At 44.9% G+C, this 16048-nt stretch carries 17 protein-coding genes; all 17 read left to right on the top strand.

From position 1 onward, the window contains the following. The 17 genes from AB5443_RS17350 (at position 1) to AB5443_RS17270 (ending at position 16042) form a co-directional block, all read left to right on the top strand. On the top strand, positions 1–2904 hold the full coding sequence (locus AB5443_RS17350; protein ID WP_368113804.1) for a hypothetical protein: 2904 nt from the start codon (positions 1–3) through the stop codon (positions 2902–2904). Further along, positions 2901–3215 carry a hypothetical protein gene (locus tag AB5443_RS17345; RefSeq protein WP_070750862.1) on the top strand — a complete coding sequence of 105 codons (315 nt, stop codon included), beginning with the start codon at positions 2901–2903 and terminating at the stop codon, positions 3213–3215. Before AB5443_RS17350 ends, AB5443_RS17345 begins: the two co-directional genes overlap by 4 nt. Positions 3216–3806: 591 nt before the next feature. Further along, positions 3807–4295, top strand: a complete 489-nt coding sequence (locus tag AB5443_RS17340; protein WP_070750864.1) for a hypothetical protein — start codon at positions 3807–3809, stop codon at positions 4293–4295. 87 nt (positions 4296–4382) lie between these two features. Continuing rightward, positions 4383–4817 carry a hypothetical protein gene (locus AB5443_RS17335; RefSeq protein WP_182424848.1) on the top strand — a complete coding sequence of 145 codons (435 nt, stop codon included), beginning with the start codon at positions 4383–4385 and terminating at the stop codon, positions 4815–4817. Between the two features lie 61 nt (positions 4818–4878). Beyond that, a complete protein-coding gene (locus AB5443_RS17330) occupies positions 4879–5745 on the top strand; it encodes a S49 family peptidase (RefSeq protein WP_070750866.1) in 867 nt (288 codons plus the stop codon). A 24-nt stretch (positions 5746–5769) separates the two neighbouring features. Beyond that, positions 5770–7974 carry a hypothetical protein gene (locus AB5443_RS17325; protein ID WP_368113806.1) on the top strand — a complete coding sequence of 735 codons (2205 nt, stop codon included), beginning with the start codon at positions 5770–5772 and terminating at the stop codon, positions 7972–7974. Positions 7975–8032: 58 nt separating this feature from the next. Then, a complete protein-coding gene (locus tag AB5443_RS17320; protein ID WP_368113808.1) occupies positions 8033–8839 on the top strand; it encodes a hypothetical protein in 807 nt (268 codons plus the stop codon). A gap of 114 nt (positions 8840–8953) precedes the next feature. Next, positions 8954–9901 (top strand): hypothetical protein, encoded by a 948-nt coding sequence (locus tag AB5443_RS17315; protein ID WP_149940044.1) that lies wholly within the window; start codon positions 8954–8956, stop codon positions 9899–9901. 156 nt (positions 9902–10057) lie between these two features. Further along, positions 10058–10732, top strand: coding sequence for a site-specific DNA-methyltransferase (locus AB5443_RS17310; protein WP_004303393.1), 675 nt, complete (start codon positions 10058–10060; stop codon positions 10730–10732). Further along, complete coding sequence (locus tag AB5443_RS17305) at positions 10707–11051, top strand: helix-turn-helix domain containing protein (protein ID WP_368113810.1); 345 nt, start codon at positions 10707–10709, stop codon at positions 11049–11051. Before AB5443_RS17310 ends, AB5443_RS17305 begins: the two co-directional genes overlap by 26 nt. After that, a complete protein-coding gene (locus AB5443_RS17300; protein ID WP_004325866.1) occupies positions 11032–11712 on the top strand; it encodes a hypothetical protein in 681 nt (226 codons plus the stop codon). The genes AB5443_RS17305 and AB5443_RS17300 overlap by 20 nt, the downstream gene beginning before the upstream one ends. Next, positions 11672–13393, top strand: a complete 1722-nt coding sequence (locus AB5443_RS17295) for a hypothetical protein (RefSeq protein ID WP_055218027.1) — start codon at positions 11672–11674, stop codon at positions 13391–13393. The genes AB5443_RS17300 and AB5443_RS17295 overlap by 41 nt, the downstream gene beginning before the upstream one ends. Positions 13394–13839: 446 nt before the next feature. After that, on the top strand, positions 13840–14358 hold the full coding sequence (locus AB5443_RS17290; RefSeq protein WP_368113812.1) for a hypothetical protein: 519 nt from the start codon (positions 13840–13842) through the stop codon (positions 14356–14358). A 361-nt stretch (positions 14359–14719) separates the two neighbouring features. Beyond that, complete coding sequence (locus AB5443_RS17285) at positions 14720–14971, top strand: hypothetical protein (RefSeq protein ID WP_368113814.1); 252 nt, start codon at positions 14720–14722, stop codon at positions 14969–14971. After that, on the top strand, positions 14968–15318 hold the full coding sequence (locus tag AB5443_RS17280; protein ID WP_149942283.1) for a hypothetical protein: 351 nt from the start codon (positions 14968–14970) through the stop codon (positions 15316–15318). The genes AB5443_RS17285 and AB5443_RS17280 overlap by 4 nt, the downstream gene beginning before the upstream one ends. Next, positions 15315–15671 (top strand): hypothetical protein, encoded by a 357-nt coding sequence (locus AB5443_RS17275; RefSeq protein WP_368113815.1) that lies wholly within the window; start codon positions 15315–15317, stop codon positions 15669–15671. Before AB5443_RS17280 ends, AB5443_RS17275 begins: the two co-directional genes overlap by 4 nt. Next, positions 15668–16042 (top strand): hypothetical protein, encoded by a 375-nt coding sequence (locus AB5443_RS17270; protein WP_117720248.1) that lies wholly within the window; start codon positions 15668–15670, stop codon positions 16040–16042. Before AB5443_RS17275 ends, AB5443_RS17270 begins: the two co-directional genes overlap by 4 nt. The last annotated feature ends 6 nt before the right edge of the window (positions 16043–16048 follow it).

The raw sequence follows: 16048 nt of genomic DNA, 5'->3' as shown, positions 1-16048 counted from the left end.
ATGATAAAGGCAGAAGACATCTACAAAGTAACCAACAACGGGCTGGATATAATTCTACATTATTATCCGCAAGCCCGGGATTGTGTCGGAACCAACCGCCATTTCAAACGCCGGCCGTCAGAAGACGACGCGTCGGCCTGTATCAAGCTATTCGGAAAGGAAGGTTCCCAGCAGGTTTATAAGGTAACGGATTTCGGCGATACCGGAACGGCTCAAAGCCCTGTCGATATCTGCATGTATGAGGAAGGCCTCCGGTTTAATGAGGCTATTCTTAAACTTGCGTCCATGTACAACGTAACCGATGAACTTAATCGTAACGTAAACAAGCCGGATATCCGTAAGGTTCCGGCCTCCCAGGATCAGAAAGACGGTACTAAAATTTTCGAGCTTGCCGATCATCTTACCCCGGAGCAGTTACGCATACTCGGCCCCCGTGTCACCCAAGAGAACGCCGAGGCCCTGCACTGGTATTCGGCCAAATATATAGGGTATGTAAAAAATCGCGAAGTAACTTATAAATACGCGACTGCGACATACCCTATCTTTATGCGCGAATGTCTGGTAAAACCGGCCGAAGGTGACACGCCCGAAGTGAAGTTCTATAAAATATACGAGCCTTTGAATCCAGACAAGCAGTGGCGTTTTTCCTACACCCCGGAAGGTGTCAAGCCGAAGGACTATATAAACGGCCTTTCCGAACTGAAAGCCTTATACCGTGAATTTAATTCCAGGGAAGAAGCCGCCTTTAAAAAGAATCCGGCCAATGCAGAAAAGCCCTATAAGGAGCAGAAGCTGCAGGAGGCGTTTATATGTTCCGGAGAGCGCGACGCCCTGTGCGTTAAATCGCTGGGCTTTTCTCCGGTCTGGTTTAATTCGGAATCGTACAAACTTTCCGAACAGGACTATAAAGAGATCATGAAATACGTTGAAGTTCTGTATAACATACCTGATATCGACACGACGGGCATGGTGAAGGGTACGGAACTTGCACTACGCTTTATTGATATCCACACGATCTGGCTACCGGCCTGGCTTAACACTTACCGGGACCAGCGGGGCAAACCCCGTAAAGATTTCCGGGACTTTATGGAATTAAGAAGCAAGAACGAAGATTTTCGTAACCTTATGACGCTTGCCATGCCCGCCAAATTCTGGTATTCCAAGTTTAACGAGAAATCTCGGCAATGGGATCACAACATCGACGCGGACTGCCTTCACTACTTTTTACGTCTTAACGGTTTCTATTCGCTTCATGATGAAAATTCCAGTTCAACGAAATACATCCGTATTACCGGCAATATCGTAAAACTGATAAAGGCAAAGGATATCCGGAAGTTTATCCGCGGTTGGGCCCAGGATAGTTTTTTATCCCGCGATATAAGAAACCTTATTTTGAACAGCCCCAAACTATCAGATACAGCCCTGGACAATTTGCAGGAAATAGAACTGGACTTTACCAATTATACCCATAATACACAGATGTTCTTCTTTCCCGGTTGCAGCATGGAGGTAAGCGGTACCGGTATAAAGGAACATCCGGCCAACGGCAGCACATTATCCCACTACGTTTGGGAAGAAAACGTACTGAAACACAAAGTTCGTCTTATGGAAGACATGTTCACTATTTCCCGTAAAAAAGACATAGAGGGCAACGATGTGTTTGATATCCAGATAAATGCCGTTCCGTCTAACTTTTTCGGTTATGTAATCAATTCGAGCCGTGTTTACTGGCGTAAGGAGCTGGAATATAATTTCGATGATAAGAGCGTAGGAGAAGCGGAATCTTACCGGGAAAAACATAAATTCGATATCGAGGGGGAAGGCCTCACGGCGGAAGAAGTGGCCGAACAGAAAAAGAACCTTATCAATAAGATATTTACTATCGGTTATATGTTGCACCGGTATAAATCCCCTTCCCGTGCCTGGGCACCGCAGGCCATGGATAACAAGATCGGTGAAGACGGGGAATGTAACGGACGTTCGGGCAAATCATTCATGTTCAAGGCCCTTTCCTACTTTATGAAGACCGTCAAGCTTTCCGGCCGTAATCCTAAATTAATGGATAACCCGCACGTGTTCGACCAGGTGAACCAGCATACCGACTTTATTCTGGTGGATGATTGCGACCGGTATCTTAATACGGGCCTGTTTTACGATATCATCACGTCAGATATGACCGTGAACCCGAAGAACAACCAGTCGTTTACTATACCTTTCGAGGAATCGGCCAAGCTGGGATTTACAACCAATTACGTTCCTATTGATTTTGATCCGTCTACGGAAGCCCGTTTGCTGTACCTGGTATTCTCCGACTACTACCACCAGCGTACGGAAGATAACGACTATCGGGAAACGCGTTCTATCCGGGACGATTTCGGTAAGGATTTGTTTTCTAAGACGTATTCCGAAAACGAGTGGAACGCCGATATAAATTTCTTCTTGCAGTGCTGCCGTTTTTATCTTTCTCTTTGTGAGGAATCCGTTAAATTACTTCCGCCCATGGAAAACATTATCAGGCGTAAATACAAGGCCGATATGGGAAATAATTTCGAGGACTGGGCGAACTCTTATTTCTCTCCGGACAGCGAGCACCTGGACAGTTTTATCGTCCGTGAAAAGGCCTTCGCCGATTACAAAAGTTTTTCCGGTGTGAATAAAATTACGATGCAGCGTTTTACAAAAGCCCTCAAAGGCTTTGTGGCCCTTTGCCCTTACATTGACGAACTCAACCCGAAGGACCTTTGTAACTCCCAGGGGCGCATCGTCCGCAAGGATAACGACGGCAAGGCCGCCGACATGATTTATCTACGTTCGTGTAGTACGGCGGAACCGGCTGTCGGTGGTGAAACGGAACCGACCGATCCGACACTCATGTTTGTACCTGATGAACGACCGGAGGAATGAATAACGCGCATTTGAAATTAAACAGCATGTCCGAGTTTACCGCGCTCTGGAACAGTGGCGAGAGGTTCCGGAAATTCGCCGAACAGGTCTACCGCTATCTGGAGCGTATGAAACCCGGTACCGTCCTGGTGCTGGAACGCTATTCGGGCGAGCAGCTCGAATGGATCATCAAAACGGCCTGTGTTTTTATCCTGGAGGGCAACAACTCCCTGGAGTATGAATTTAACGAAGACTATACGGCCGTCGTGCACCGCCATGTGGACCCGGACGTAAAGAAATGGATTTTAAGCAGATGCAAACACCGTGTATAAGACGAACCGAAGCCGGTAAACTACGAAAAGAGGGACCAGATACGAAAGTGTCGGTCCCTCTTTTCGTATGGAAACAAAGGTGCCCGTTCGTCTTCCCTCCCCATACCCCACCTCTATTTCATACAAAATTTTAGTAACCTTGTAACCTTTGTTTGCTTGAAAGAAAAAAGTCTGAAAATCAAATAAATAAATAGGAAATAAAGGTTACGAAGTTGCAGTTACAAAACGGTTACAAACTTTTCCGGTTTGTAACACCGGCCTTTTTATCTTCTACCGGTAAGCCCGGTTACAAACTGTTTTCCTGCCATTTTTTTGTAACGGGAATTAGTAACGTTGCTAAGTTGCTAAGATACAATATCTTATCTTTAACGGTTGCCCGGTTACGAAATTACAAAAATTTAGTACCGGATTATATTAGAACAGCCTGGCGGAGAAAATGTCGGAGGCGTGGTGGCAAGGAAAGGCACATTATAATTATTCTCCCGGAGTATATTTATCAAAATGACGGCCGAAAGCCTACATTTTTCTGTAAATATCAGAACAACAGCGTATAAAGGGATATCTTTGTCTTTAAAAAGGAATGTTATTGTTATGATTACCACCCGAATACAGATTGAATCCTACCTGGCCGAGTACGTCCGGGGCAAATATTACGACGAAACGGTCGGTACCGTCCGTTTTCCTTCTTCGTCCGATATCTATGTGACTATTTACGATCTTATGGAGAAACGGCCGGTTAATTGTTCGGCTGACCGCGGCAATCTGGAGTTTATGCTGCCTGACCGCCGGGAGGCCAATTTTGCCGGCGGCAAGTCTCCGGAACAGTTTAATTACATTTCCGTACGTGGTACCGTCATTCTTGAAAAGCGTTTGCGTGCCCTGATGTGGGCCGAGCTGCACGAACTCATGGACGAAAACAAGCATCTGCGCGGAATCGAGTTTAAGGAAACCGTTTTTACCTTCCTGAAAAAGTATGATATATCTTCCATTCAGGAAGACGGGTTACTGAAAAACTACCAGCGGTGGCGGGACAGTTTCAGGCGTAAGAAGAAAAGGGCTTATAACCGAAAAAAAATGTAAAAAAGCAAGTTATTTTTTACCTACCAACTGTATCTGTTTGTCCTTTTTTGTCCGGTTTTTGGCTGAAAAACGTCCGAAAAATGCTGAATGTTTGATTATCAATACTTTATATCTGTAATTATGTCAAGAAAGTTAATATCCGCCGCTCATAGCCTGCAACTGGTTCCCGTTTACGACATTATTCATTTTGGCGTCGTGCGTTCGAAAGTCGTTATCCGCTCAATCGGAAAACCTGATATTCTTACGATCGTACCGGGAACCTTAAAACCAGGTGACAGCAAAAACGAAGACGTCTATACTAAAAAACATACCTTCAAACTTGCCGACGTGTCCCAAAATAAGACGCTTTATCTGGAAAACCTGAAAGCGACACCCTTTGTCGCTCTTTATATTGACGAAACGGGTAATACCCGTGTTTCCGGTTCTCCCGATTACCCGCTTACCTTTTCTTTTGAAATCGGCGGGGGGCTGTATAATTGTACCCTGTCCGGTACGGGTCCGGGCGTTGATGCGTTCCTGTAGGTTCCTTTCAGTCCTTCTCTACCTATTATATAGGCGTTTTCTTTGCCGTAAAAAAGAGAACGTGGACAAAATACAGGAGATTTTTACAGCACCTTGGGCAATCGCTGATAATGATTATTACCGGTTGCTTTCTTTACTTGTGCCGTGTGTTGCAGCTGGCAACCTGGATGCGATCGAAAAACGGCTTAACAATAATAAAATAACCGCTTACGCTACTACGCCTTACCTTGCCAACCGGTGGGAACTGGACGACGACACGCTGCCGGTTGACAGCGTGGCCGTCATTATCCTGGAAGGCACCTTGTATTCCTGGGAGACTTACCGCCTGGAAAAGCAGCTCCGGGATGTTTTCGATAATCCTAAGATTTGCGGTGCGGTACTCTGGATCAATGGGCCGGGCGGCATGGTCGCACATGTGGACCTGGCGGCTAAAATGATTGCCGAATCTTCCAAGCCTATAGCTACCTATGTGGCCGGTACCATGGGGAGTGCCCATTTCTGGCTGGGAACCGCCGCCGGTAGAACCTTTATCGCTTCCCCTATGTGTGAAGTCGGTTCCGTCGGGATCATGCTTACTTACCAATCTTTTAAGGAATATTTTAGGAAACAGGGCATTGATTACCGGGAAATCTATCCGGATAGTGCCGATCTGAAAAACTATGAAACCCGCGCGATTGAAAAAGAGAACAACGAAGAGCCTATAAAACAACGTCTGGCAGTCATGCACCGTATTTTCTGTGATGCGATCAGTCGGAATCTGGGTATTGCCTACGATCCGGAACTTCCCCTTTTCCGGGGACAGATATTCACCGGCGACGTAGCCGTGGCAAACGGTTATATAGACCAGTTCGGTACGCTGGAAGACGCTGTAAAGTGGGTACTGGCACAGGCCACCGTCAGAAAAGTAAATGAGATGTATAACATATAGTATTAACTTCAAAATTTTGTATATATGAAATTTAAGAGCTTTTCCGCTCACATTCTGGCCCTGCTGGGTCTGTCGGAATGGAGCAAGGTAGAGAACAAAAACTCTATCACGGTCGAGGAAGTGGCAAAACTGAAAAATTACGGTTTTACCGAAAAATTCCTCACGGACTTTAAAGCGTCCCTCGAAAACGATTTCCAGGACGAATCCGAAGACGGGAACCAGGGAGAGGAAACCGAGGAACCTAAAACTACCGCTTTCCTTCGTGGTTTGTTGGGTGACACTGCGGCACGTCTGACACAAGCGCAGGAACAGCTTGAAGCCTTGCAGACGCAACAGCGTGACGAGAACCGGAACAACACCGCGTTAATTGCCAAGAAGGACGCCGAAATAACAAAGCTTTCCGGTATTATCGCTCAACTTTCGGCCGCTGCGGAAGATGATCCGGGCAAAGGGAAACAACACAACGCCCAGGCGGACGGTAAAGGGAAATTCAATCTCCAGGACGAAAAGCAGCTGGGGGGCTTGCAGGGTGAAATGTTCTCACTGGAGGACCGCCCGTATAACCTTCGCGCTAAAGCTGCGTTAATGGAGGCTGCCGGTTTTGAAATGATCGCTCTTCCGAAAGCAAGTTCCATTGACTACAGCCGTTTGAAGGAGGACCTCGGGGCCTTTTACCGTATTCCCTGGCAGCAGCGTTTGCAGTCGTTTTTAATGGAACTTCCTTCCATTGAAAGTATTTTCCCGCTTGAATCCGGTTATCAGGATTTGGCTACGCTGGTTAATATCTGGCTGGGTGAGTTTTCACAGGCCGGTAATGAGGAATCCGACTTCGATAAGGTGACTAAAGGTTCCTACGAGTTCGACGATGAAACCCTGCGCATGTTCAACGTGATGTTTGCACACCGTTTCAAAAATTTAAAGGCCCTGGAGAAAACTTGGATCGGCACTTTGAACAAGGAAGGTTCAAACCCTATCAAGTGGTCTTTTATCGAGTATATCCTGGCCGAAACCGCCAAGAAGTTGCATAACGAGCGTGAACAACGCCGTATTAACGGAATCCGTAAGGACCCGAATCTGAACGAACCCGGCAAAGCACTTGCTGCAGCTGACGGACTGTATGAGTTCATCAGCAAGAAAGTGAACGGACATACCGATATCAATAACGGAAAACTCGTTTACCAGATCAAGCCGTTCGAATTGGGGGAAATTACCGAAGCAAACATCGGTGAAAAAGTGTACAAGGGTACTTCCATGATCCCGGCGGTTCTTCGTGACAGCGGTAACCTGGCACTTTATATGCCTTCGCACTTTATTGTATTGTATCATAAATACAATGAACTGCATTACGGGCAGAACCAGGATTACAAGGCTAATATCATGTATGTAAAGGAATATCCGGCAGTGAAGATTATCCCGGTTCCCAATGCTGACAACCACCACCGTATCTTCTGGACGTTTGAAGGCAACATTAAAACCTACGAGGATAAGCCGGGTGAAATGACGGCTTTCAACCTGGAGCAGGAAGACTGGAGCCTGAAAGTCTGGAGTAACTGGCGTGAAAGTATCTGGGCTATTGCCGTGGGATTCAAGTACACCAAGAAAGAGGATATGGACTATACGCGCCAGATGATCTTCTGTAATGAGTATGACCGCCCGGCGTCTTACTTCGTGGATGCTGACAAGGACAAGAACCCGTCGGCCAAACTTCATACATCCATTGTTACCGTAGCCAATGCAGCCGAATTTGCTATTACCGATATTGAAGACGCTCCGGTAGGTGCGGTTATTTCCCTGAAATGCGGAAGCGTGGATAAGGGTGTTAAGATCGAGAAAAGCGGAAACTTTGAACTTATTTCCGATGCCTGGCAGCCCGGTAAGGGGGACGTTATCAAACTGATGAAACGTGCCGACGGTAAATTTATCGAGATTGGTCGCGAAAACGCTTCTTCCGATGCGTTGCAGTTTGCGCCGGATGAAACGACACCTTCCTTGCTTGACGGTGAAGTATTCGTTACCGGTGTAAATACAAAAGCAACGGCAATCACTAACTTTACCGATGCAGAAGCCGGAATCGTTTACACGATTTACGGAAACGGTTCTGAAAATGCTTCTACCATTGCCAGCGGTGGAAACTTTGTTTTAACCGAAGCTATAACGCTTTCCGAAGGCAAGTTCATCAAATTGGCGAAAGCCGCTGACGGTAAATTCTACGAAGTGGCAAGAGGCTAAATTAATCGGAAGGGGTACTTTATCCCTTCCATTTTATAACCTTATAAATCATTAAGTTATGACATACGTAAAAGCAAGCGTAAGAAGGCCGGCCGGCAATCCCGGTAATGGTATTCAGCCCAAGGATCAGCTCGTAATTTACGACGTTGACGATATTCTTTCTTTTCCGCCAAGAAACGAGGCCGGCGTGGTTATCGAGGAGGATATCGTAATGAAGGCGGGACGTTATGCGATCGGTATTTACCTGACACCCGGTACCGCTGAAATCAGTTCCAACAGTGACGGGGAAACCGACGCCGAAGGTTATACGCCTTCCGTTAAGTTCAATCATCCCGGTAACGAACAGGAAATCCGTGAGTTTAAGACAAACTGGCTGTCTAAGAAATGTATCGTTGTTCTCCGTTATTGTAGCGGAAAGCCTGCCGATCTAATCGGAACGCCCTGTAACCCGTGTAAGTTATCCGTTTCTTATACCGGTTCCAATGAATCGAATACGAACGAACTTACTTTCACCCAGATCAGCAAGGGGGATGATATCGCCATTTACCGGGGTACTGACACCCTGGAAGAACCGGTGGCCGTAGTGGAAGCCGGGGCCACAGATATAGATTACCAGACAGACGGGCAGTACCAGCTTTCCGCAGGTGCGGCCAAAATAGCCGGTGTTACCGGTGGAAGTCATGGATCGGTAATTACCCTTATGGGATGTTCGGGCGTTGCGCCAACAGTGGAAAAAGGCGGTAATTTCCTTCTGAAAGGCGGTAAGACGTTTACCGCTTCCGAAGGTTCCCAACTGACATTGCGGGCGTTTAACGACGGTTCGGAGGCTATGAAATGGATTGAACAAAGCCGTTATGAGGCGTAAGTAAACGGCTTTCATATCATTCAAAGGGTGACCGGCAGCACATGCCCGGCCACCCTTTGTCCTTTTTGGGGGTAATTGCCTTTTTTTTCTTTGTATCATCAAATTTTATATAGTATGAAACAGGAAATTATTACCTATCTGGCCGGTCCGCGTAACTTTATTCAAGGCGTGGAACTGTACGAGAAATACGGTATCAACCGTATGCTAAAGAAGTCATTTCGCCGGCAGGGAGAAACGGAAACGATGAAGGCCATTCTTTTAGAGGAACTACGGAAGCTGGCCGGGCTTTCCGAACGTGAATTTAAGACGATCCGGCGCAACTCCAAACAGCCGGCCGCGGTAAAAATGGAACCCGTCCGACAGGAACCCCCAAAAATGCCGGTAAAATACAGCGATGATTTGCTGCTGGAACTTGCCGAATCTTTCGGTGTCAGCGTGGAAGAACTCGTTTCGTCCGATTTCCGGGATAAGGTTCTTTCCATGGATGAAAATGCCGACCGTGTGGAAGAGCTGGAAGAGGAACTGGAAGAGGCGGAGAAACGATACAAGGCGGCTCCGGAAACCGTAACCAAAATGATACGTTTCCGCGAGAAATTTACCTTCCTGAACTCTTCGGATTGCCCCGACATTCTGAAAATACTTGTTTCCGACATGTTCACCGCATACGGGAAGTATAAGGAGGCTTTCGCCTGTCTGGAGGCTACGCCGGATGATGTCAGTTCACTTTCTACAGCACAGGAAGCGCAGGCGGTTGTGGAAAACTTCATTGCTAACCGCGAAATGTGGGACGAGCTGGAATATTACCGGGAAAACGGAAAGATTCTGGGTAAATGTGAGAAGGTAAAAAGTTTGTCCGTCCGTAAGGGTGTCGAGAACCTTTCGGATATCGACATACAAAAGGCACTGAATAACGCCCGTGCCAACCTTTCAAAGAACAAGGCGAAGTTGGAACAGGCCGGAGATGATGAGAAGAAGAAAGCGAGTGCCCTTGCACTGATCCAAAAGTGGGAGACTACACAAAAGGCCATAGAGGAAGAAATCGAGGCGCGAAAAAAAAAGTAGTTGAACTTATTGCCACTTTGACAGGAAAACGGCAGCGGCTCATGAAGGACCGGGGCCGTTTTTCTCACCCTTGCGACCGCTCGGAGCTGGGGCACCAGCTCAAGACATTAACCCTCCGGATAGAAAAAGAAGAAAGCCGGCTTAAACAACTTTCCAATGATAACAAACCAAATTTATAACGAGGATTGCCTGGAGGCGTTGAAACGTGTTCCGGACAATTCTGTAGATTGTATAATAACCGATCCGCCTTATTTCCTGGGAATGACACATAACGGGCAGAAAGGCAGTTTTAAAGATTTGTCTATCTGTAAACCCTTTTACCGGGATTTGTTTCAGGAGTTTAACCGGGTGAAGAAACCCGGTGCTTGCGTGTATTTTTTTACGGACTGGCGCGGATATGCTTTTTATTATCCGTTGTTTGACTTGTATTTAGGCGCGTCAAACATGCTCGTTTGGAATAAACAGTCGGGGCCGGGTAATCATTACGCCTTTATACATGAACTTATTTTGTTTCATTGTGGAAAGGGTGTTTCTATTGGTGCCACAAACATAATAGATAATATCCGTTCTTTTGCGTCCGGTGCTAAACTGGTAGAAGGTGAAAAGGTTCATCCCACGCAAAAACCGGTAGCGTTGATCCGTAAACTGATTGAAGACAGTACAAAGCCGGGCGATCTGATCCTGGACACTTTCGGCGGTTCCGGTACTACGGCCGTGGCATCCATTGAAAGCGGCCGGAACTTTGTTTTAATGGAACAGGACGAAATTTATTATTTCACGGCACAGAAACGAATAAAAGATGCGTATGAACGATTTAACGGTGGTGGATAGTATTTACCTGGATGCGCAGCAAAAAGAGGATGTACGGCGTTTGTCTTCTTTAGGGTATTCCCCGAAAGACATAGCCGTTTCCCTGGGGCTTTCTCCGGAAAATGCCGGGCTTTTTGTCCAGGATGCGGAAACGGTGGGAACTTCTGTTAACTTCCTGATCCGGGAAGGGATTCTCGTAGCACGTGCCGCCCCTGAAATAAAACTCCATGAAGCGGCGGAAGGTGGAAACGTGGAAGCTATAAAACAGCTGGAGGCCGTACGGAAAAGACATACTTTTGAACGTTTAATCGAACAAATGGATGACGACGAATTTAATTAAGCCCTCACGAATAGACTTTGACAAGGTGGATATCAACCAGATTCAAAGGATTCTTTCTACCGGTACGCTGGAAGCACTCGCGCCCGATGAAAGGGAATATTACAGCCTTATGGAAATGGTACGGGGCCTTCGTGCCCGTATGCGTATAAATGGCAAGTTGGTGACAAAGGCCGGTATCATCCGCCTTTTAAAGTCGGAGCCTTACGGCCTTTCGGACTGGATGGCCCGCCAGGTGTACGCCGACAGTCTCAATTTCTTTTATACACAGGATAACGTACGCCCGCAGGCTTTCGCCAACCTGTATGCGGAAAAGGCCGAAAATTGGGCGAATACCGTCTTTCTTATGGGTAATGTAAAGGAGGCTAAGAACCTTCTGAAACTGGCGGCGGAACTTCGCGGATGTTATAAGGACCAACAGACCGAAATACCGGAGGAACTACTTTCACAGAAAAGCACGGTTATTTATACTACCAGCCGTAAGGATCTGGGTGTTCCTGAAATCGACCGTAAGGAATTGGAAGAGTTTATCGACGCGATACCGGAAATTCCTGTTATTGTACGTGATAATATAAAAGAGGATGCGCGTATTAAAGCTTTTGATCTGAAAAAACGTATGTTGTATGATATCAAAGAGTTCGGGGAAGATAACGAAGGTGAGTAACGCCGATGATGTAGAAATAAAATACGGTCATATAATCCAGGTTCTGACGGACTGGATCGATACTACTATCCTTGTATCTATTGACGGCCGCGGTATGGCTAAATCTACCGTTATACAAGCCAGGCGTTCCGCCCGGTGTGTGGAAGAAATGCCCGGCGGTGCGTTCGCTTTTGTTGCCAATACCTACAGTAACCTGGAAGATAATATAATGCCGGCCGTACAGAAGGGCTGGCAACTTATGGGCCTGATCGAAGGGGTACACTATGTAAAAGATACCCGCCCGCCTGAATCCTGGCGGCGTAAATGTTCGGTTATCGTAGATGATTACAAGCATGTTTATAGCTTTTGGAACGGATGTGTTATTTTCATGGGATCACTGGATAACCCTTCATTGCTTGCCGGAAAGTCTGTAATACATCTGTTTTATGATGAAGCGAAGTACGATAAGGAAATGAAAGTAAACCGCGCTATGCCTATTCTTCGCGGTGATGCGATCACTTACGGACATTCCCATTTGTTCCTGGGAATAACCATTACTACCGATATGCCGGATATCGACGAAAACGAGTACGACTGGTTTTTCCGGTATGTCAAGCAAATGGACCCGGAACGGATCATTAAGATAGTGCAGGCGGCAAGTGTACGTAATGACTTGATAATTTCCCTTTTACGGGAACAAAGAAAGAACAGGCCTTCCCCCTTGAAACTGAAACGTTTGAAGCGGGATATTGAATATTACGATCGTGCTTTGTTGAAGTTGAGAAAAGGGCAGACGTTCTTTCTTAACGCTTCTTCATTCGCTAATGTTGAGATACTTACGATAGAGTATTTAAAGCGGTTGTATAATGGTACGCTGGAGCTTCACGAATTTAAAAAGTCGGTGGTTGGTATGCGTCCCGGTCTTCGCAGGGATTTACGTTTCTATGTGTTGTTCGGTGAAGGACATAAGTATTATAACGGTACCATGTCCGGGGAAGCCGCTTACAGCTCGCGGGAACTCCGGTACTTGCACCATGATAAAGCGATTGAAGGCGGTATGGACTTTGGTAATATGCTTTCTTTGGTGATCGGTCAGCCGGACGGTGCTTATTACCGGGTACATAAGAACTTTTTTGAGATACCGCCGGGCTGGTTCCGGGAGATCGCCGACCAGTTCCTTACTTTCTTCCAGAACCATGAGTATAAAGAACTTGATTTGTATTATGACCGTGCAGGTAATAACTTTGAGAAGCAAAAGGAAGATTACGCGGGTAAGATAAAAGACGCCATAGAAAAAGACGGCAGCGGGAACCGTACCGGCTGGATCGTAAACCTGAAAAGCCGTAAACAGGCAGTTATCCGGCAGGATGCGGAATACGACTTTATGCAGGAACTTATGGGCGGTACCAACAAGAACCTGCCTATCCTGTTGGTTGATGCGTTGAACTGTAAAGAAATGGTTAGTTCCGTAGAAAAGGCAAAGGCAGAAATCAAATACCGGGGTAACTCTAAAGTAGTGTTCAAAGTGAAGAAGTCCGAAAAGCTGGCACCGAAAAAACTACCGATGTTATCCACCAACTTCTCCGACGCTTTCAAATACTTACTGATGCGCCCCGGCTGGATAGCTTTAGTACGAGGCAAGCGGACGCTGCAGGCCGATTCGTTTGTAGATCAATGGATAGAGAACAGGCACAAAAGGTAATTGCCTTGTAACGCTGGAAATTCGGTTTTCCGGCGTTTTTTGTGTTACCAGGTTACGGGTACCCCGTCCAAAAGGTCATATTTCACCTTTTAGGGGGAGGGCAACTGCTTTCCGACTTCTGAGCGGCTCGGTCTTCGGAAGGTGTCATTTTTTAAGTTTTTGAAATTTTCTCCGGTTTTTGATTGTTTTTCAGTCGTTTATCTGCATTTAGACCAAAATTTTACGCGAAAAAGCGTGTTTTTTATGCGTTTTTACTCGTTTTTTGCCCGTTTTTGGGTGAATTACCGTGTATTTTTGGGCGGTTGCCTTTCATTTTTGGGGATAATATTCTTTATAAATGTACATATTTAAGTATTTTTGCAACTGTCAAAATTACACTGCATATATAACCGTCAGAACTTACGGGTGGTACACACGAAAGTACACACTAATTTTAAGTTACTGATATGAAGCAATTATTATTAACTATCGTGTTGGCTGTTTTAGTAGTAGCAGCTGCAGCACAAGAAACTCGAAAAACGTTTTGTGAAATTGTAGGTACCGGGAAAGTTTTGAGTTCTAAAGTCAAAATACAAATAGACTTCGGACAAAAAACATCTTATTTCGGAAAATACAAAACGTTTATGGTAGATGATTCCGGAAAAAAAATTGAATTTAATTCTATGGTAGACGCCATGAATTATTTAGCAAAATTTCGGTGGAAATTTGAGCAAGCGTATGTTGTTACAAATGAGAGCACGAATCAAAATGTATATCATTGGTTATTAAGTAAAGATATAGTTTCTGATGATGAAATACGCGAAGGTATTATAACACAGAAAGATTTTGAAGACATGGAGAAAGCGGTCATGGAAGATAAAGAGAATAAAAATGAAGAGGTTGAAAAGAAAGTTCCTTTATTTATGCGAAATATGAAAAAGGAAAGTGATGAAGAGGGTGAAACTCAAAAGAGATATGAACCATAAGAATAGATTAACGCTCGCCAATTCTGGCGGGCGTTTTTGCTACGAAGTAACGAATTATAGAGTCGATAAATTTTCTTTTTCTGATAAACTTTTATTAACGTTTTTTTTTTTTTGTTCAGATTTTAATACCGACATTTGCCCCTGTCAAAAACATGCTGTTAATACAGTTCCGTGAGTCATGGATATTGGCTCAAATAAACAATGGGCTTTTTTTATGCCCGATTGATATTTATATAATATAAGGCGGTTGCCTTTCCCTATACTATTACCCGGCTTTTCGGACGGTTAGCAGTGTGTTTTTGACAGAACAGGGAAATGGTAGCCGCCTTTCTCATTTTAAAATAGTCAAAAACACACTGTTATGAAAAATGAATTTCAAACTGGTACAAGCTATGTACCTTCGTTCCGTACTGGTAGCACGGACGTAAACACGATCCAACATCGTTATTTTCAGAAACTGGAAAAAGATTGTTCCGTAAATTCGACTTCTGATGCCTATTACTTATCTGCTATCGCATGGTTCTGTTTAACCTTTATTTTTCCACCGGCCGTCGTTGGTGCAGTCATTTGTGTGTGTCGTGCCAAAAAAGTAAAGAAAGGAGGCCGAAAATGACATCTTATTTTATAGAGCTTAACGAGTATAAGCCACAGAATCGAAAATGTGCTGAAATGGCAGAGTTTGCAAACCAGTTTGGTAGTACGCTTTGCCCTGATAAAATTTCCTTTGATGCTTTTAAAACTGAACTGGAAGCAAAAGTAAAGGAGTTGAACGAGAAATACCCTAAAACAATGCCGCTGAAGATATCTTCCGGTAGCGGGTTTATTCACATAGACCAGGACACTAAAACACATAATAACGGCTGTGACAAGCCGGTAGCCTATTTTTTCATTTACCGGGTTAAAAGAATATATAGGTTTTCAGAGCGTCCCCAAATAGAAAAGAAAGGAGGTGCCGAATGATATATACTGAATATCAGCAAGTGTTACTTACCCAATTACAAAACAATGATAAAAGGATTGAGGAAATAAAGAAAGAGCAGGAAGAAATACAGAATATGTTTCTACAGGAAAGTAAATTTAAACCGGGTGATCTGATACAGGTTGATTATAAAATAAGCAATGCTACTTTTAAAGTTCGTGGCTGGATTTCCCGGATTACATTCTGGAAGAATTGTCCGTATTATCACCTGAATTTACCCAAGAAAGACGGTTCCCGCGGATTAAGGGTTAAAAGTATATGTGACGGGGTACTGGAAAATATAACAAGCATTTCACATATTAAATTAGAAGATTTAAAAGGAGGTGCCAAATGAATACAAATAATCCTGATATCCTATTTTTCGTTAGACGTGAATACGGTGCGCCTTCCATTGAATTAAGAGCCTATAAGGTGGAGAAGGTAAACGAAGAATTTGCTTTCCTCGAACTTGAACGTTTACGGCTGGTTGTTTTTTCCGGTGATTTTCAGTCTGTATCACTTCATCACGAATACGGTAAAAACAACTGTTTGTATAATAGTGCTAATAATATACCGGATTTGATGAAAGACATGAAGAGGTGGCAGTTATCACCCATTGACAGACGTAATTACGAACGGTTTAGAAAAGTCGCCCTCGGAATATACCGGCAGGCCGGAATAATTGATTTCACTACCTTAGAGACTACACCGATTAAAAACGTCTAAAGAAAG

The organism is Bacteroides sp. RTP21281st1_H5_RTP21281_210402 (genome assembly GCF_040918965.1).
In the GTDB taxonomy this organism is placed as follows: domain Bacteria; phylum Bacteroidota; class Bacteroidia; order Bacteroidales; family Bacteroidaceae; genus Bacteroides; species Bacteroides congonensis.
The sequence above is the reverse complement of the archived record's forward strand: the minus strand, read 5'-3'. Positions and strand labels throughout refer to the sequence as shown.